Origin of the sequence: Saccharopolyspora sp. 6V, from assembly GCF_020176785.1 — a bacterium.
GTDB classification, from domain to species: Bacteria; Actinomycetota; Actinomycetes; order Mycobacteriales; family Pseudonocardiaceae; genus Saccharopolyspora_C; species Saccharopolyspora_C gregorii.
Genome location: NZ_JAIUKB010000023.1, coordinates 60007 through 78864 on the forward strand (window position 1 = coordinate 60007; position 18858 = coordinate 78864).

Here is an 18858-nt window from a genome sequence, read left to right on the forward strand (position 1 = left end):
GGCCGGGTCCGCCCGAATCGGCCGTCCGATGTTCCGGTTCGTGCACAACCCCGTTTTTTCCGGCGGAATCCCGTCCGGAACGCCGCGGAACGGTGCGGGAGATCACGTTTCGCCCCGGACGCGTCCCGCCCGCCTCGGCGCCGCGCGCCCACCGGGCCGCGGACTTACGCTCGACGCGGCAGACCGCCCGGGCGGAACGGTGCCGTCCGGCGCTCCAGCGCAGGGGGGAACCATGGCCACACGGGAGCGGTCCCGCAGCGGGCTCGGCGGCGAGCTGGCGGCGGAATTCCTCGGCACCTTCGTGCTCATCCTGCTGGGCTGCGGCTCGGTGGCCGTCGCGCTCGCCGGGCTCCCCGGTTCCGGCCGCCAGGAGGACGCGTTCGGCGCGGGCAACTGGCTCATCATCGCCTTCGGCTGGGGCTTCGCCGTCGTGTTCGGCGTCTACATCGCGGGCGGCGTCAGCGGCGCGCACATCAACCCCGCCGTCACCCTGGCCTTCGCCGTCCGGCGGAGCTTCCCGTGGCGCAAGGTCGTGCCCTACGTGGCCGCCCAGGTGGTCGGGGCCTTCCTCGCCGCAGGCGTCGTGCACGCCTGCTACCGGTGGGCCATCGACGCCTACAACGCGAAGGCCGGGGTCACCCGCCCGGAAGCGCTGGACACGTTCTCGATCTTCGCGACGTTCCCGGCGAAGTACTTCGGCGACTCCTGGTTCGGCCCGCTGCTGGACCAGGTCGTGGGCACCGCGATCCTCGTCGCGCTGATCTGCGCGCTCATCGACCTGCGCAACACCGCGCCCGCCTCGAACCTCGGCCCGTTCCTGATCGGGATGGTGGTGACCGCCATCGGGCTGAGCTTCGGCACCAACGCGGGGTACGCGATCAACCCGGCGCGCGACTTCGGGCCGCGGCTGTGGACCTACCTGGCCGGGTGGGACGAGATCGCGCTGCCCGGCAGCTACCAGTACTTCAGCTGGTACTTCTGGATCCCGATCGTCGGGCCGCTGGTGGGCGGGGTGCTCGGCGCGGTCGTCTACGACCTGTTCATCGGCCGGGTGCTCGCCGCGCGCGACACGGCGCCCGAACCCGGCCGGACCGGCGACTAGACCGGACGGTCCGCCCTCGATCCGAGCGGGTCGACCGGTCGGGGGGAACCGCGGAGGTGCGGTGCTCCGGGTGGTGCCGGGACTCGGAGCGGCGGGCCCGGCGCCTGTGCTTCGATGACCTGCGTGCGCACCCTGCTCGCCGCTCCCAAGTCCGCCGGCGTGACCGCCGCGGTCCTCTCCGCGCTCTGCTTCGGCGGCTCGGGCCCGTTCGCGAAACCGCTGATCACCGTCGGTTTCACCCCGCTGCAGGTGGCGTGGATGCGGCTGGCGGGCGGGGCGCTGCTGATGCTGCCGTTCGCGGTGCGCCACGCCGGAGCGCTGCGGCGGGCGCCGTGGCTGCTGCTGGGCTACGGGCTGTTCGCCATCGCCGGGGTGCAGACCTGCTACTTCGCGGCCATCGCCTCGATCCCGGTGGCGGTGGCGCTGCTCATCGAGTTCCTGGGGCCGGTGCTGGTCCTCGGCTGGATCCGGTTCGTGCGCCGCGCCCCGGTGACCAGGCAGGCCGCGATCGGCACCGCGCTCGCGCTGGTCGGGCTGGCGTGCGTCGTGGAGGTCGCCGCCGGGCTGCGCTTCGACCCGGCCGGGCTGCTGCTCGCGCTGGCCGCGGGCGGGTGCCAGGCCGGGTACTTCCTGCTCTCGGACAGCTCCGCCGAGGTGGATCCGCGGGCGCTGGTCTCCTACGGCCTGCTCGTCGGTGCCGCCGTCGTCACGCTGGTCGCGCGGCCGTGGGAGCTGGACTGGGCGCTGCTGGCGCGGCCGGTGCAGCTGTCCGGCACGCCGTTCCCGGCGCTGCTCGTCGTCGGATGGGTCGTGCTGGTGAGCACCGTGCTCGCCTACCTCACCGGCATCCTGGCGGTGCGGCGGCTGTCGCCGCCGGTCGCGGGCGCGGTGGCGTTCCTGGAGCCGGTGGTGGCCACCGTGCTGGCCTGGCTGCTGCTCGGCGAGCACGTCGGCCCGTGGCAGCTCGCCGGGGGAGCGCTGGTGCTCGCCGGTGCCTTCATCGCCCAGCGGTCCGCCCCCGCGGTCGAACCCACCGCCCGGCCCGTCGAGGTCCGGGCAACGCCGGAGCGCTGATCGGTCAGGCCGCGCGGGTGCGGGACATGCGCTGGTAGGCGGTCTTGGCGGCGTGGACGATGAGCCCCTCCAGGAGGGCCACGGCCACGCTGGTCAGCAGGGTCGCCAGGAAGTTCATGGTGGGCGTGCTTTCTGCCGTCGGATTCCTGCTCGTACGCCCCGACGGTCCCGGTGCGGGGTGAGGGCCGGGTTGGTTCCGGGTGACGGGCAGGTGAAGCGGCGGGGAAAATCCGCCGTTCCACCAGGTGAGGGGATCTCCCGGGCCGCGTGCGACCGGTCGCCCGAGGTGCTGCGCGCCGCTCACCCGGGTGTCGTGGCGAGCGGCGCGGACCCGGTGGGGATGCCGCGGTCGGCGCCGTTGCGGGCGGCGCGCGGAGGCGGGAGCACCTCGCCGTCCACGACCGGACCGTCCGCACCCTCGGTGATCTCGTCCGGGGCGGGTTCGGCCGGTTCCTCCTCCGCCGCGGGCAGCGCGCGCGGTTCGGCGGGGGAGGAATCCGCAGGTGGGCGCTGCCACAGCACCACGGCCGTGGTGGTTCCGATCGCCGAGCCCACCGCGATGCACCACTGGTGTGGTAGTAGCGGACTGCTACCGAAGAACCGGCTCAATCCCGGCACCTGCACCACCCCGAACAGCACCACCAGCGACACCGCGCCCGAGGCGAGCACCAGCCGCGTGCGCCCGCGCACGGCGAGGGTCTGGGCGAGCTGCGCGGCCACCAGCGCCACCAGGCCGGTGGTGCGGGCCTGCGCCGCGGTGGACACCGGGCGGGCCAGCGCCCAGGCGAGTCCGGCCGCGCCCGCCGTGGCCGCCGCGCGCAGGTACACGGCCTCCGTGAGCGCCTTGCCGAGCGAGGCGTCCGGCCCTTCGGCGAGCAACCGCTCCGGGGTGGCGTGCGGCGGCGGCCGCACCGCGCCCGGGATCGCGGGCAGCACGTCGGTCAGCATGTTCACCACCAGCAGCTGGCGGGCGTTGAGCCCGGCGTCCCCGCCGAAGAACCCGGACCCGACCGCGTAGCCGATCTCCCCGAGGTTGCCGCCGAGCAGCATCGACAGCGCGTCGTGCACCGAAGCCCACATTCCGCGGCCCTCCACGATGCCGTCGGTGATGGTCTCGATCCGGTCGTCGGCCACCACGAGGTCCGCCGACTCCCGCGCGGCCGGGGTCGCGCGCGAACCCAGCGCGATGCCGACGTGCGCGAGCTTGATCGCGGGCACGTCGTTGGCGCCGTCGCCGGTCATCGCCACGGTGCGGCCGTCGGCGCGCAGCAACCGCACGATGCGGGCTTTCTGCGCCGGGCTGACCCGGGCGAACACCGAGACGGCGGGGAGTTCGGCGGCCAGCTCCTCGTCGTCGAGCTCGTCGAGCTCCGCGCCGTGCAGCACCCGCTTGCCGCCGAGCATGCCGAGCTCCGCGGCGATGGCCTCGGCGGTGCTCGGATGATCGCCGGTGATCATGATGACGTCGACTCCGGCCCGCCGCAGCCGGCTGACCGCTTCGGCGGCGGTGGGGTGCACCGGGTCGGCCAGGCCGAGCAGCCCGACGAAGTTCAGCCCGTACACCTCGGCGTCGTCCAGTTCGGACCCGGTGTCGTCCGGCGCGGCCTTCTCGGCGACGGCCAGCAGCCGGTAGCCGAGCAGCGCGAGCCGCTCGATCTCGCGCTCCACCTCGGCGCGGGCCGGCGCGTCGAACTCGGCGCCCCGCCACCGCGTGCAGCGCTCCAGCACGACCTCGGGCGCGCCTTTGACGTGCAGTTCGACCCCGTCGGGTCCGCGGGTGCGGGTGGCGTGGAAGCTGCGGGACGGTTCGAACGGCAGGTCCGCCAGCACCTCGCGGTCGTTCGGGTCGATGCCGGCGGCCAGCGCGCCCTCCAGCACGGCCCGGTCGGTGAGGTGCGGCAGCGGCTGGTCGCCCTCGGCCTGCGGGTTCGCCCGCACCGCGGCCTCGACCACGGCGCGCCCGGCGGCGTCGAGCCGGTCCGGGGTGCTGCTGCGCGTGCCGTCGGAGACCTGCCCGAGGGTGATGCGCCCCTGGGTGAGGGTGCCGGTCTTGTCGAAGCACAGCGCGTCCACCCGGCCCAGCGCCTCGATGGTGGCCGGGCTGCGCACCAGCACGCCGCGGCGGGCCAGGCGCCGCGCCGCGGCCAGCTCGGCGAGGGTCGCCACGAACGGCAGCCCTTCCGGGACGGCGGCGACCGCGAGGCCGACCGCGCGGCCGACGGTGGCCCGCAGCGGGGTGCCGCGCAGCAGGTCCACGGCCAGCAGCGCGCCGCCCGCGCCGACGGACAGCGGCAGGATCTGCCGGGTCAGTTCGGCGAGCCGGGCCTCCACCCCGCCCGCGGCACCGGTGGGGTGCCCGTCCTCGCCGGTGGTGCGCCCGACCTCGGTGGCGGCGCCGGTGGCGACGACGACGGCGGTCGCGGTGCCGGTGGCCACGGTGGTGCCCTGGTAGAGCATCCCGGTGCGGTCGCCGAGCGCCGCCGCCGAGGTCGCCTCCGGCGTCTTGACCACCAGGGCCGACTCGCCGGTGAGGCTGGACTCGTCGACCTCCAGGTACTCGGCCGCCAGCACCCGGCAGTCGGCGGGCACCCCGTCGCCGGAGCGCAGTTCCACCACGTCTCCCGGCACCAGCTGGTCGGCGGGCACCGTGGAGGTGGTGCCGTCGCGGCGCACGTGCGCGGGCAGCTGCCCGGCGTCGAGCAGCCTGGCGAGCTCGCGGTCGGTGGCGATGCGCTGCACCCCGTCGATGAGCGCGCTGATCCCGAGCACCCCGGTGATCAGCACCGCGTCCACCGCGGATCCCAGCCCGGCGGACACGACCGCGCCGGCGACCAGCACCGGGGTCATCGGGTTGACCAGCCCTTCCAGCGTGGCGCCGACGACCCCGATCCCGCGGTCGGCGCGTTGCGGCTGGGCGCGGCGCCAGCGGCGCGCGACGGCGGCGCTGAGGCCGTCGACCGAGCTGTCCAGCAGTCCCAGCACGGCCCTGCCGGGCAGCGCGTGCCACGGGGTCCGCTGGTGCGGCGCGGGCGGTGGTCGCTCGCCCGCCTGGAACCCGGCCAGGGTCCCGGTGCCGAGCGCGAAGAGGTTCGCGGCGTGCACCGGCAGCCCGGCGCGCGCCGGCGCGCCCGCCGACGGTCCGAGCGCGCCGAACAGCACGCCGAGGCACGCCCCGCCCGCGCACAGCGCCGCGGCGTGCTTGCTGGCGGTGCGGGCTTCGGCGACGGCGCACAGCGTGCTGTGCGCCTCGGACCGGTTCGGGGACAGCAGGTCGGCGCCCCACGGCATCGGCTGGTCGTCCTCGGCGATCCCGATGCCGACGTCGGCGGCGGCCAACGCGGCGTGCGCGCGGGTGGACAGCACCGCCACCACCCGGCCGTCCTGCTGCAGCCGCCGCACGGAGGCGGCGAGCCGGGTGCCGCCGTGCACCACGTCGTCGACGGTGATCCGGCGGTTCAGCTTGCTGCCGATCCCGGCGAGCACCGCGGTCCCCGCGGCCCGGGCGGCCTCGGCGAGCGCTTCGGCCAGCGGGTCGAGCTCGTCGATGACGACCACCACGGCGACGGCCTCGTCGTTCCGGCGCAGCTCCAGCAGTACCGCACCCCGGTCGCGGTGCGCGCGCAGCTCGGCCTGCACTCGCCCGGGCAGTTGCGCGGCGCGGCCGTCGAGCGGCGCGCAGGACCACTTCCCGCGGCTGCGGCGGGCCTTCGGGCGCTGCGGGTCGACGAGCTCGGCGGCGTGCGCGAACAACCGGGTGGCGTCGGCGTCGCTGTCCAGCGGCAGCACCTCGTCCACGACGCGCCTGCCGGTCAGCAGCGCCGGGGCGTCCAGCACGACGGTGTCCACTCGGTCCAGCTTGCGCAGCGCCTTCGGTTCGAGGACGAGGGTGCCGCGGGCGGACAGCGCGGTGGTCAGCTGCGCGGCGAACCCCTCGCGGCCGGTCTTCGCCGGTTTCGGGATCGCGGCGAGCATGGTGGCGAGCGCGCGCCGCTGATCGCGGGTGGCGGCGAGCACCGTGCCGTAGCCGCCGAGGGCGAACGCGCCCGCGAGGTTCGAGATCTGCTCGACCGGCCCGTCCGGCAGCTCGACCGGCCGCGGCTCGGTGCTGATCGCGGTGGATTCGTGCGCGCCCGGCGGGGTGGTCTCCTCCCACCGGCGCCACGCCTGCTGGCGGGCGATGCCCTCGCGGGCGGAGCAGAAGCGGGCGGACAGGTCGCTGAACACCGCCAGCGGGTTCTGCGAGAGGCCCTGGGTGACGGCCCCGCCCACCGCGAGCGCCGCTTCGGCACCGGTGCGCCCGAGGGTGCGTTCGGCTCCTTCGCGCAGCCACGGCACCGCGTCCGCCAGCGACACCGCGGCCGGGATCAGCGGGGACGCGGGACGGAACGGCAGCAGTCCGGCGACGGCCGAGTAGCCGAGGCCGAGCACGCTCAGCCCGAACGCGCCGACGTCGCGCATCAGCGCGTCGGGGTTGCCGGGGTGCGCGACGCCAGCGGGGGAGCTGCCGAGGCCGGCCAGGTCGTGGTCGCGCTCGACGGCGTCGACGACCTCGGCCAGCACCGCGCATCCGACCTGCTCGGCGTCGTGGTGCACCAGCACCCGGCCGAGCACGGCGTTCACCTCGACCGACGCCACGCCGTCCACTTCGGACAGCCGCGCGCGCAGGTCCCGCGCGGCTCCGGCGGACTCGGGCAGGTGCAGGCCGCGCACTTCCAGGTGGGTGCGGCCCTGCCGGGAGTAGGTGCGGCGGTTCAACGGTGGGGAACCGGTGTTGCGCACGGCGTCGAGCACCGGCGCGGCGAGGTGGGCGACTCGGGACAGCAGGGCGCCGAACGGCATGGATCCCCTCTCCAGGCGTGCGTCCCGTCGGCGGACGCGGTGGGCGGGACGCGAGGTTCCGAGTGCGGCGCGCACCGCCCCGGCCCGGGACGCGGGTCCGGGGGCCGGGGCGGTGCGGTGCGCGGTCGCCCGGCACCGCGGTGCGGCTACTCGTGCCGCTCGCGGCCGATGACGGCGGTGCCGACGCCGATGGCCAGCGCGACCGGCCATTCGAGCAGGCTCAGCGCGACGCCCGCGGCGAGACCGCCGTAGAACAGGGCCTGGCCGGGTTCGGGCAGCTGCGCGCGGACCGCTTCGGTCGCGGAGGCGAGTTCGTGCTTGCCCGGCAGGTGTACGTCGGGCTTGTGGAACTGGGCCGTGACGAACGGCAGGTGCACGGTGGCTTCCTGCGCCTTCGACGAGGTGGCGGCGGTCCGCGAGGTGCCGCTCGTCCCGGTGCTGGTGGTGCCGGTGCTCGTGGTGCCGCGGCTGCCTGCGGTGCGGCGCCCGGTCGTGGCGGGGCGCGACGTGCCGCTGGTGCTGCGCGAGGTTCCGGCGCTGCGCGTGGTCCCGCTGCTGCTGCGCGAGCTCCGGGAAGTGCTGGATCCGGTGCGCGAACCGCGGGCCGTGCTGGAGCCGGAGCCGCTCGACGTGCGCGACGATCCGGTGCTGCTCGACGTGGTGCTCGTCCCGGACGTACCGGTGCTCTGCCGGGTGCTGCTGGAGCGGGAACCGCCGGAGCGCGAGCCGGACCCGGAGGAGCCGGATCCGCGCCCCCGGACGCTGCCGCCGGACGTGCGCCGACCGGAACCTGATTTCGCTCCGGAACTGGTTGCGCTGGTCATGTGTGCCTCCCCGCTGACGACGCAAGAAATGTCCACCGTAAGCGGGGCTGAACGAGCTATGAATCGAACGAACGCCAAGTCCCCACGAAGGAGTCAGGTCGGAGGACCCGGCTTCACCGCGGGTGGCTCGGCCCGGCCCGGACGGGGTCGAACACCTCCCGGCAGGCGGACCGGTAGCGGCGCAGCACCAGGTCCACCACCAGCGGGTGCGCCCCGATCGGGGCCGCCGCGCGCACCGGCAGCGCCGCGAGCCCGCGGTGGAACCTCCCCGGCGCCAGCAGGTACGGCGCGACGAACCGCTCCGGCCCGGGATCGGCGCACACCTCCGCGGTGCGCGGCGCCGCGGTCGTGACGTAACTCGGCCGCAGCACCTGCCCGCAGCGCGCGCCGAGCAGCCGCGCGGCGGTCCGCACGTCGGCGAGCGCCCGCGGATCCGTCGAACCGGCGGCGGCGAACACCACCGCCGCGCCCGGCCGCCACCCCGCGGCCCGCAACCGCCGCAGCATCACCTCGGCGAGCGTCGGGTCCGGCCCCAGCGGCGCGCTCGTCGTCACGTCCTCGCGTCCCGCGGCGGCCAGTTGCGCGGGCAGGTCGACCCGCACGTGGTAACCGGCGGCGAGGAACGCGGGCACCGCCACCACCGGCCCGTCCAGCCCGTCCAGCGCCTCGGCGACGGTCGGTCCGATGACGTCGACGTAGGCGGTGCGCACCGCGATCCCGGCGCGCTCGGCGACGGCGTCGGCGATCCGATCCACGACCGGCGGCCCGGCCGGGTCGCGGGTGCCGTGCGCGACCAGCAGCAGCGGGGGAGTCACGCGCCCTCCAGCGGCAGCCGGTAGCCGCGCTTGATCACCGTCTGCACCAGTTCCGGGGCGCCGAGCGCGGACCGCAGCCGTGCCACGGCCTGCTCCACGGCGTGCGCGTCGGCGGACGGCGACCGCCTCGGCGCCAGGGCGGTGGCGAGCTCCTCGCGGGCGACGACCTCGCCGGGCCGGGCCAGCAACACCCGCAGCAGCGCCTTGCCGCCCGGCGACAGGGGCCGCGGTACCCCGTCGACGGCGGCCGCGTGCCCGCGCAGCTGCAGGGTGCGCCCGGCGACGGGCAGCGACGGGTAACGCCCGGGCAACCGCTCGCACAGCTCCCGCACCAGCGCGCCGAGCCGGGCGCGCCGGGCCAGCACCGCGGGCACGTCCACCTCGGCCAGCGGCGCGTGCGTCACCGGGCCGACGCATGCCGCCAGCACCGGCCCGCGCAGCGCGGCGAGCAGTTCACGGCGGCACCCCTGCTCGGTGGCGCGAGCCAGCAGTCCGGCCGCGGCGGGCGCGCTGGTGAACGTGACGGCGTCGAGCTCGCGGGCGCACACCGCGTCGACCAGCGCCGCCAGCGCGGCGGTGTCGGCCGGCGGGCACCAGCGGTACACCGGGACCTCGACGACCTCGGCGCCCGCGGACCGCAGCACGGCGGTGAACTCCGGCAGTGATCTGCCGTGCAGCTGCACCGCGACCCGCACCCCGGCCAACGGTGCGGACAGCAGGTGCGCCAGCAGTTCCGCGGACGACTCGGACTCGGGCGACCAGGTGTCCGGCAACCCGGCGGCGCGGACCGCGCCGCGCGCCTTCGGCCCCCGCGCCAGCAGGCGGGCCGAGCCGAGCGCGCTGAGCAGGTCCGCGCCGAGCCCCCAGCCCTCGGCGGCCTCCACCCAGCCGCGGAACCCGATCCCCGTGGTGGCCACCACCACCGATGGCGGGGCCTCGACGCACCGCTCGGTGGCGGCGCGCAGCCGCGCGTCGTCGGCGACCGGCACGATCCGCAGCGCCGCCCCGGGCAGCACCCGCGCCCCGCACCGCGCCAGCAGCGCGGTCTGCTCGTCGACGCGGCGCGCGGCGGTGACACCGACGGTGAACCCGGCCAGCGGCATCGGTGGTTCGCGCAACGTCACCACCTCCCCGCACCGGTCGCGACGAGCTCGGGAACCGGTGGGCGGGCCGGGGCGTCGGCTCGGCGCCGGAACGAAGACGGGCAGCACGCGTTCACGGCAGCCCGACCTCCACCACTCCGCCGCGCCGCCGCACCGGGAAGGTCGGCAGCCGGGCGGCCGGATCGTCCAGGCACGCACCGGTCCGCAGCGAGAACACCTGCTTGAGCATCGGCGAGGCCACGGTCGGTTCGCCGCCGCGATCGCCGACGATGCCGCGGCTGATCACCCCCGCCCCGCAGAACGGGTCGACGCCGCCCACCGCGTACAGCTCGTCGTCGGAGGTGCGGAACAGCGCGACCGGCCCGGCGGCCAGCAGCGCGGGCACGCCGCAGGCGGGCGGCAGCGCCTCCCACGGGCAGATCGGGTACCAGGTCGTCATGCGGGGACCTCCGCGGAACCGGGCCGGATCGACGGCGCGGGCAGCGGGACCGGGCCGGTGCCAGGCCGGTCTCGATCGGGCAGGAAACCGACCGTCGGGTCGGGCGCGTCGGGGGCGTTGACGAAGGACACGAACCGGGCCAGCTTCGCCGGGTCGGCCAGGACCCCGGCCCACTCGTCGGCGTAGCCCGCGACGTGCTCGGCCATCGCGGCCTCCAGGTCGGCGGCGATGCCCAGCGAGTCCTCGACGACGACCTCCCGCACGTGGTCCAGGCCGCCGTCGAGGGATTCGATCCACGCGGCGGTGCGCTGCAACCGGTCGGCGGTGCGCACGTAGAACATCAGGAACCGGTCCACGAGCCGGATCAGCTGCTCGTCGTCCAGGTCGGCGGCGAGCAGCTCCGCGTGCCGCGGGCTGAACCCGCCGTTGCCGCCGACGTGCAGGTTCCAGCCCTGGTCGGTGGCGATGACGCCGAAGTCCTTCGATCGGGCCTCCGCGCACTCGCGCGCGCAGCCCGACACCCCCGACTTCAGCTTGTGCGGCGCCCGCAGCCCGCGGTAGCGAAGTTCGAGCCGGACCGCCATCGCCACCGAGTCCTGCACGCCGTAGCGGCACCAGTCGGTGCCCACGCAGGACTTCACGGTGCGCAGCGCCTTGCCGTAGGCGTGCCCCGATTCGAACCCGGCGTCCACCAGCCGCCGCCAGATCGCGGGGAGCTGCTCGACGCGGGCGCCGAACAGGTCGATCCGCTGCCCGCCGGTGATCTTCGTGTAGAGCCCGAACTCGCGGGCCACCTCACCGAGCACGATGAGCCCGTCCGCGCTGATCTCCCCGCCCGGCACCCGCGGCACCACCGAATAGGTGCCGTTGCGCTGCAGGTTGGCCAGGAACCGGTCGTTGGTGTCCTGCAGCCCGGCGTGCTCGGCGTCGAGCACGTGCCCGCGCCCGAGGCTCGCCAGGATCGAGGCCACCACCGGTTTGCACACGTCGCAGCCGCGACCGCGGCCGTGGGCGCGGACCAGTTCGGAGAACGTGGCGATTCCGGTGGCCCGGACGATCTCGAACAGCTCGGCGCGGGAGTGGGCGAAGTGCTCGCACAGCGCGCGGGAGGGCGCGACGCCGCAGTCGGCGAGCAGCCTGCCGAGCATCGGCACGCACGATCCGCAGCTCGTCCCCGCCCGGGTGCACGCCTTGATCCCGGCCACATCGGACAGCCCGGAGCCGCCGATCGCCGCGGTGATGTCCCCTTTGGACACGTTGTTGCAGGAGCACACCACCGCGTCGTCCGGCAGCGCCCCCGCGTCCGGCGCGGGGCCGGCGGGCAGCAGCAGTCGCTCCGGCGGGGCGGGCAGCGCGCGGCCCACCAGCGGCCGCAGCGAGGCGTAGGCGCTCGCGTCGCCGACGAGCACCCCGCCCAGCAGCACCTGCGCGTCGTCGCTGAGCACGAGCTTCGCGTAGGTGCCCGCCGCGTGGTTGGCGTGCACCACCTCCAGCGCGCCGTCCGCGGTCGCGTGCGCGTCGCCGAAGCTGGCCACGTCCACTCCGAGCAGCTTCAGCTTCGTCGACATGTCGGCACCGGTGAACGCGTCGCCGTCGAGCCCCAGCAGCTGGCGCACCACCACTTCGGCCATCGCGTAGCCGGGGGCGACCAGCCCGTAGCAGCGGCCCTCGACGGCGGCGCACTCGCCGACCGCCCAGACGTGCTCGTCGGAAGTGCGGCAGCGCCCGTCCACCAGCACCCCGCCGCGGTCGGCGCGCGCCAGACCGGACCGCTCGGCGAGCTCGTCGCGCGGGCGCACTCCCGCGGAGAACACCACCAGCTCGGCCGCGATGCTGTCGCCGTCGCCGAGGGTCACCCCGGCTACGCGCCCGTCCGGCCCGGCGTCGATCGAGGCGGTAGCCGTCCCGCAGCGCACCGCCAGCCCCAGGTCCTCGACCAGCCGCGCCAGCACCCGCCCGCCGCCGTCGTCGACCTGCAGCGGCAGCAGCCGGGGCGCCCGCTCCACCACGTGCGGGCGCATCCCCAGCAGCCGCAGCGCGTTCGCCGCCTCCAGCCCGAGCAGCCCGCCACCGATGACGACCCCGGGCGCGCCCGCCACCGCCGCGTCCCGGATGCCGTCCAGGTCGTCGAGCGTGCGGTACACGTGGCAGCCGGCCAGGTCGTGACCGGGCACCGGCGGCACGAACGGCCGGGACCCGGTGGCCAGCACCAGCGCGTCGTAGCGGAACTCGGCGCCGCCGGTGGTGCGCACGGTCCGCGCCGCGCGGTCGACGCTCGTGACGGCGTGGTCCAGGTGCAGCCGCACCAGCGGGTCGGCGAAGAATCCCGGCCCGGCCAGGCCGAGGTCCGCGGCGCTGCTGCCGTCCAGGTAGGACGACAAGGCCACCCGGTCGTAGGCCGCGCGGGGTTCCTCGGCGAGGACCTCCACCCGCCAGCGGTCCGCGTCGTCGCGGGCGCGCAGCTCCTCGACGAGGCGGTGGCCGACCATCCCGTGGCCGATCACGACAAGGGTTCGGGTCATGCGACGCCCTCCTGTTCGGGTTCGTCGGCTCCGGTCGGTCCGTCGGCGCGCAGCGCGGCGCACAGGCCGCGCACCTCGTCGGCGCAGCCGCCGCAGCCGGTGGTGGCCCGGGTGGTCCGGGCCAGCGAGCCGAGGTCGCGGGCACCGGCGTGCCACGCGTCCTCCAGCCGCCGCTTGCTCACGTCGTTGCAGCGGCACAGCACCGCGTCCGCGGGCAGCTCGGCCGGTGCGGCGGCGGGCGCGGCGCCCAGCAGCAGGCCCAGCCGGTCCACCGGCAGCGGCAGGCCCCGGTCGTGCAGCTGGGCGAGGGTGGCGGCGGCCTGCGGGAACCCGATCAGCACCCCTGCGGCGAGGCGCTCGGCGCGGACCGCGAGCTTCGCGTACCGGCCGCGCGCCGGGTCCGAGAGCACCACCTGCTCCACCTCGGGGGACGCCAGCAGCGCCACGTCGCCCAGCGAGGCCACGTCGATGCCGCGCGCCTTGAGCCGGGTCGCGGTCGCTCCGGCGCGGTACCGCGCCGCACCGTCGGCGAGCCGCCGCGCCAGCACCTCCGCCTGCTCCCAGGCCGGTGCGATCAGCCCGGGCACCCGCCCGTCGTGCTCGGCGCAGTCACCGAGGGCGTGCACGTGCGGATCCGAGGTCATCAGGTGGTCGTCCACCAGCACGCCGCGGCCCACCCGCAGCCCCGCCTCGCGGGCGAGCCCCGCTTCCGGGACCACACCGGTGCACAGCACCACCACGTCCGCGGCCAGCACCTCGCCGTCGTCGAGCACCAGCTCACCCGGCCGGTGCGCGGCGGCGCGGCGGCCGAACCGGGTGCGCACGCCCGCCTCCCGCAGGTGCTCGGCCAGCAGCGTCCCGCCCGCCGCGTCGAGCTGCCGGTCCATCGGGTGCGGATTCGGGTGCACCAGCACCACGTCCAGGCCGCGGCCGAGCAGCCCGCGCGCGGTCTCCACGCCGAGCACCCCGCCGCCGAGCACCACCGCGCGCCGCGCCCCGGCCGGAAACCGCGCGCAGTCCGCGAGGGTCCGCAGCGCCGTGACACCGGCCGCGAGCGTCCCGTCCGCCGCGCGCAGCCCCGGCACCGCGGGCACCGCCGCCCGCGCCCCGGTCGCCAGCACCAGCTCGTCGTACCGGTGCACCACCCCGGCGTCCGTGCGCACCAGCCGCCGTGCGGGATCGACGGCGGTCGCGGTGACTCCGGTCCGCACCTCGGCGTCGAGCTCCGGCAGCTCCACCGCGTCCGGCGGCAACGCCCCGTCCAGCACCGAGGCCAGCAGCACCCGGTTGTAGGCGGGCCGGTCCTCCGCGCCCAGCACCGTGATCGGGCCGTCGTGGCCGTGCCCGCGCAGTCGCTCCACCAGGCGGTGCGCGGCGGGACCGTTCCCGGCGATCAGCACGTGGTTCACGCGAACACCTCCGCCGCGTCCCCGGCGGGCGGCGCCGCGTCGGCGGGCAGCGGATCGAGCCGGGCCGCGGCCACCTTGAACTCCGGCATCCGGCTGCGCGGGTCCAGCGCCGGGTTCGTGAGCAGGTTCGCCCGCCCCGCGCCGGGGAAGTGGAACGGCAGGAACACGGTGTCCACCCGCATCGAGTCCACCAGCCGCACCCGCGCGGCGGTCCGGCCGCGCGCCGAGCTCACCAGCGCCAGGTCCCCGTCGGCGAGCCCCGCGCGCCGCGCCGTGTCCGGGTGCACCTCGACGAACGCCTCCGGCGCTGCGGCCGCCAGCTCCGGGATCCGGCGGGTCTGGGCACCGGACTGGTAGTGGGCCAGCACCCGGCCGGTGGTGGCCTGCAGCGGGAACTCGGCGGACACCTGCTCCGCCGCCGGGCGGTGCTCCACCGCGGCGAACCGGGCGCGGCCGTCGGGGTGGGCGAACCGGTCGAGGAACAGCCGGGGCGTGCCCGGGTGGTCCTCGGCGGGGCACGGCCAGTGCAGCGCCTCCCCGGCGTCGAGCCGCTCGTAGCTGATCCCCGCGTAGTCGGCCGCGCCGCCCGCCGACGCGCGGCGCAGCTCCTCGAACACCTCGCGCGGCGCGGTGGGGTAGCGGTGGCCGGGTTCGCCGAGCCGCCGCGCCAGCCCGTGCAGCACCTCCAGGTCGCTGCGCGCGTGCCCCGGCGGCACCCGCAACCGGCGGCGGCGCAGCACCCGGCCTTCGAGGTTCGTCACGGTGCCGTCCTCCTCGGCCCACTGCGCCACCGGCAGCACCACGTCCGCCGCGCGCGCCGTCTCCGAGGGGACGAAGTCCGCCACCACCAGCAGGTCCAGCGCCGCCAGCCGCTCGGCGACGTGCCCGGCGCGCGGCGCGGAGACCACCGGGTTCGACCCGAACACCAGCAGCCCGCGCACCCCGCCCGGCGCGCCCGCCGTATCCAGCAGCTCGTAGGCGCTGATCCCCGGCCCGGGCAGCGATTCCGGCGGCACGCCCCACACCTCGGCGACGTGCTCGCGCGCCGCGGGGTCGGTGATCGAGCGGTAGCCGGGCAGCTGGTCGGCCTTCTGCCCGTGCTCCCGGCCGCCCTGCCCGTTGCCCTGCCCGGTGAGGCACCCGTACCCGCTGCCCTCGCGGCCGGGTAGCCCGAGCACGAGGGCGAGGTCGATGAACCCGGCGACGGTGTCGGTGCCCTTCGCGTGCTGCTCGGCGCCGCGCCCGGTCAGCACGTAGGCCCGGTCGGCGTGCGCGAGCATCCGCACCGCCGCCCGCTGCGCGCGCACCGGTACGCCGGTGATCCGCTCCACCCGCTCCGGCCACCAGCTCATCGCGCGCTGCCGGGCCGCGTCGAAACCGGTGGTGCGGTCCCGGACGTAGTCGCCGTCCACCCAGCCGTCGACGACCGCGATGTGCAGCATCCCCAGCACCAGCGCCAGATCGGTGCCCGGCGCGGGCTGCAGGTGCAGGGCGGCGCGCTGCGCGGTGGCGCTGCGCCGCGGGTCGATGACGACCAGCTCCGGCGCGGTGAGGTGCCGCAGCAGCGGCGGCATCGTCTCGGCCGGGTTCGCCCCGGCCAGCAGCACCACGTCCGCCCGGCCGAGGTCGGTCACCGGGAACGGCAGCCCCCGGTCCGAGCCGAACGCGGCGGTCCCGGCCGCGGCCGCCGAGGACATGCAGAACCGGCCGTTGTAGTCGACGCGGCTGGTGCCCAGCGCGAGCCGCGCGAACTTCCCCAGCAGGTACGACTTCTCGTTCGTCAGCCCGCCGCCGCCGAACACGCCGACCGCGTCCGAGCCGTGCTCGGCCTGGAGCTCCCGCACCCGGTCGGCGACGGTGCGCAGCGCGGTGTCCCAGTCCACGGCCCGCAGCCGGCCGCCGCGCCGCACCATCGGGTGCAGCAGCCGATCGGGGACGTCGAGCAGCGCGGGCGCGGTCCAGCCCTTCTGGCACAGCCCGCCCCGGTTCACCGGGAAGTCCGTCGGCTCGACCACGACGCCGGTGCGCTCCCGGGTCAACCGGGTGCCGCACTGCAACGCGCAGTAGGGGCAGTGGGTGGTCGTGGTGCGGGGTTCAGGCACGGCCGGGACCTCCCGCGATCGCGGGCCGCGCCGCGGCGTGCCGCGGCCGCAGGTACACCGCCCAGGTCACCAGCACGCACACCAGGTAGCAGCCGAGGAACGTGGCCAGCGCGGCGTCCCCGCTGGCGGCCGCCCCGCCGAACGAGGCGCGGAACGCCAGGTTGATGAACACCCCGCCGAGCGCCCCGACCGCGCCGGCCACGCCCATCAGCGCCCCGGAGGACCTGCGGGCCCGCGCGAACGCGTCCGCGGGTGCCCCGCCCCCGGCGATCTCCCGGCGCGCCCGGTCCGCGAACACCGCCGGGATCATCTTGTAGACCGAGCCGTTGCCGATCCCGCTGAGCACGAACAGCACCACGAACGACCCCAGGTACAGCGGGAACGAGTCCAGCCCGGAGGCCACCAGCAACACCCCGGTCCCCGCGGCCATCGCCAGGAAGTTCCAGCACGTCACCCGCGCCCCGCCGCACCGGTCGGCCAGCAGCCCGCCGACCGGCCGCGCCAGCGAACCCAGCAGCGGCCCCAGGAACGTCCAGGTCGCGGCCTGCAGCGGGGTGAAGCCGAACTCGCTCTGCAGCACGAGCCCGAACGCGAACCCGTAGCCGATGAACGACCCGAACGTCCCGACGTAGAGCAGCGAGAGCCACCAGGCGTGCGAGCTGCGCAGCACCTCCCGCTGCGCGCCCGGTGCGGTGACGGCCGCGTCGATGTCGTCCATCCGCAGCGCCGCCAGCAGCGCGACCAGCACGATCAGCGGCAGGTAGATCCCGGCGACCAGCGCCGGGCTCGTCCCGCCCGCGGTGGCCACCACGAGCAGCCCCACCACCTGCACGACGGCGACGCCGATGTTCCCGCCACCGGCGTTCAACCCCAGCGCCCAACCCTGCTCCCGCTGCGGGAAGAAGCTCGTGATGTTGGTCATCGAGGAGGCGAAGTTGCCGCCGCCGAGCCCGGTCAGCGCGCCCAGCACCAGGAACACGCCCAGCGGCGTCCCCGGCTGCTGCACGAAGTAGCAGATCAGCCCGGTCGGCACCAGCAGCACCGAGGTGGCGAACACCGTCCACCTCCGCCCGCCGAAGCGGGTCACCGCGTAGCTGTAGGGCAGCCGCAGCAGCGCCCCCACCAGCGTCGGCACCGTGGTCAGCAGGAACTTCTCGGCGGCGTCGAAGTCCAGGCCGATCTCCGGGGACATGAACAGCACCAGGACCGACCAGATGCTCCACACCGAGAACCCGACGTGCTCGGACAGGATCGACAGCCGCAGGTTGCGGTGCGCGACCCGCCGGCCGGTGCGCTGCCAGAACGCCTCGTCCTCCGGGTCCCAGCCGTCGATCCGGCGGCCGGGCCTGCTGTGCGGGGTGGTGGTCACCGCGCCTCCTCTCGTCGGGCAGGGCCGACGCTAGGAACCGGGTGTTTCCGCCGATCGACGCCGCGCGTTACCGCGAGGCAAAGCCGCCATCACACCCGCGCGGCCGCCGGGCGTGAACTGCGCCGACGCCCGGATTCGGGGTGGCTGCGGCCACGTGGCACCGTGGTGGGGTGACAGCACGCGGCAGCGATCCCGGCACCGAGCACGCCCGCGCCCGGGAGTTGTTCGGCTCGGCCCGGCGCATCACGGCGCTGACCGGGGCGGGGGTGTCCACCGCCTCGGGCATCCCGGACTTCCGCGGCCCGAACGGGGTGTGGACGCGGGATCCGCGGGCCCAGCGGCTCACCGACCTCGACTCGTACGTGGCCGACCCGGAGGTGCGCAGGCTCGCCTGGCGCGGCCGAGCCGAGCACCCGGCGTGGGAGGCGGTGCCGAACCCGGCGCACCGCGCGTTCGCCGACCTGGCCGCGCAGGGCCGGCTGACCTCGCTGCTCACCCAGAACATCGACGGACTGCACCAGCGGGCGGGGCTCCCGGCCGGGCTGGTGCTGGAGCTGCACGGTTCGGTGTTCGGCGTGGTCTGCCTGGACTGCGGTGCGACCGGGTCGATGCGGGCGGCGCTGGAGCGCGTCGCCGACGGCGAGGAGGACCCGCCGTGCCGTTCCTGCGGCGGGATCCTGAAGTCCACCACCATCTCGTTCGGCCAGAACCTCGACCCGGACGTGATCCGCGCCGCGCAGCGGGCCGCCCTGGACTGCGATCTGTTCGTCGCGGCCGGGACGTCGCTGACGGTGCACCCGGCGGCGGGGCTGGCGGAGCTCGCGGTGCGCGCCGGTGCGCGGCTGGTGATCTGCAACGCCGAGCCGACGCCGTACGACGAGCTCGCCGCCGCGGTGCTGCGCGAGCCGCTGGCCGGGGTGCTGCCGGAGCTGGCCGCGGTGCCGCTCGCCGAGTCCGGTGAGCCGCTGCGCACCTGGGGCGACCCGAGCACCTGGGGCTGAACCGGCCCTCGCACCCCGCAAGCACCCGAGAGCGTCTCGACGGTCTCGGGTCGATTCCTTGCTCGCCTGCGCGGCTTGAGCGGTTCAGCGCGCCCGAAAAGTCCCGTTCAAGCCCTGAAGTACGACTTGTGGTGCAAGTGGTTCGTGCGACGAATTGCGAGTAGTGGGGTCACGATGCACAGTTGTGCTCGTCCTGTGCGCTGAATGGCGCAACACTGCAAGTCCGAACGGCCTAGTTCGGTGCCTGGAGGTGGCGGTC

The 18858-nt window shown here is 75.9% G+C and carries 12 protein-coding genes; 3 read left to right on the forward strand and 9 right to left on the reverse strand.

Features of this window, described 5'->3' with window-relative positions; genetic code table 11:
- The first annotated feature begins 232 nt into the window (after positions 1-232).
- The gene (locus LCD35_RS05115) at positions 233-1102 is read left to right on the forward strand and encodes an MIP/aquaporin family protein (RefSeq protein WP_224966139.1); all 870 of its coding nucleotides are present in this window, start codon (positions 233-235) and stop codon (positions 1100-1102) included.
- Between the two features lie 114 nt (positions 1103-1216).
- On the forward strand, positions 1217-2176 hold the full coding sequence (locus LCD35_RS05120; protein WP_224957419.1) for a DMT family transporter: 960 nt from the start codon (positions 1217-1219) through the stop codon (positions 2174-2176).
- Between the two features lie 300 nt (positions 2177-2476).
- Here LCD35_RS05120 and LCD35_RS05125 read toward each other — a convergent pair whose 3' ends face one another.
- The 9 genes from LCD35_RS05125 to LCD35_RS05165 all read right to left on the reverse strand — a co-directional run bounded on the left by LCD35_RS05125 (position 2477) and on the right by LCD35_RS05165 (position 17598).
- Positions 2477-7015, reverse strand: coding sequence for a cation-translocating P-type ATPase (locus LCD35_RS05125; protein ID WP_225043783.1), 4539 nt, complete (start codon positions 7013-7015; stop codon positions 2477-2479).
- Between the two features lie 146 nt (positions 7016-7161).
- Positions 7162-7839 carry a hypothetical protein gene (locus LCD35_RS05130; protein WP_224957421.1) on the reverse strand — a complete coding sequence of 226 codons (678 nt, stop codon included), beginning with the start codon at positions 7837-7839 and terminating at the stop codon, positions 7162-7164.
- Positions 7840-7952: 113 nt separating this feature from the next.
- Positions 7953-8654, reverse strand: coding sequence for a sirohydrochlorin chelatase (locus tag LCD35_RS05135; RefSeq protein ID WP_224957422.1), 702 nt, complete (start codon positions 8652-8654; stop codon positions 7953-7955).
- Positions 8651-9757 carry a uroporphyrinogen-III synthase gene (locus tag LCD35_RS05140; protein ID WP_225043789.1) on the reverse strand — a complete coding sequence of 369 codons (1107 nt, stop codon included), beginning with the start codon at positions 9755-9757 and terminating at the stop codon, positions 8651-8653. Before LCD35_RS05140 ends, LCD35_RS05135 begins: the two co-directional genes overlap by 4 nt.
- A gap of 112 nt (positions 9758-9869) precedes the next feature.
- On the reverse strand, positions 9870-10196 hold the full coding sequence (gene nirD / locus LCD35_RS05145) for a nitrite reductase small subunit NirD (RefSeq protein WP_224957423.1): 327 nt from the start codon (positions 10194-10196) through the stop codon (positions 9870-9872).
- The gene (nirB, locus tag LCD35_RS05150) at positions 10193-12718 is read right to left on the reverse strand and encodes a nitrite reductase large subunit NirB (protein ID WP_224957424.1); all 2526 of its coding nucleotides are present in this window, start codon (positions 12716-12718) and stop codon (positions 10193-10195) included. Before nirB ends, nirD begins: the two co-directional genes overlap by 4 nt.
- Positions 12715-14127 (reverse strand): FAD-dependent oxidoreductase, encoded by a 1413-nt coding sequence (locus LCD35_RS05155; RefSeq protein WP_224957425.1) that lies wholly within the window; start codon positions 14125-14127, stop codon positions 12715-12717. The genes nirB and LCD35_RS05155 overlap by 4 nt, the downstream gene beginning before the upstream one ends.
- Positions 14124-16229 carry a molybdopterin oxidoreductase family protein gene (locus LCD35_RS05160; protein ID WP_224957426.1) on the reverse strand — a complete coding sequence of 702 codons (2106 nt, stop codon included), beginning with the start codon at positions 16227-16229 and terminating at the stop codon, positions 14124-14126. Before LCD35_RS05160 ends, LCD35_RS05155 begins: the two co-directional genes overlap by 4 nt.
- A complete protein-coding gene (locus tag LCD35_RS05165) occupies positions 16222-17598 on the reverse strand; it encodes an MFS transporter (RefSeq protein WP_224957427.1) in 1377 nt (458 codons plus the stop codon). The genes LCD35_RS05160 and LCD35_RS05165 overlap by 8 nt, the downstream gene beginning before the upstream one ends.
- A 170-nt stretch (positions 17599-17768) precedes the next feature.
- Between LCD35_RS05165 and LCD35_RS05170 the strand changes: the two genes are divergently transcribed.
- Positions 17769-18599, forward strand: coding sequence for an NAD-dependent deacetylase (locus LCD35_RS05170; RefSeq protein WP_374108038.1), 831 nt, complete (start codon positions 17769-17771; stop codon positions 18597-18599).
- Positions 18600-18858 lie beyond the last annotated feature (259 nt).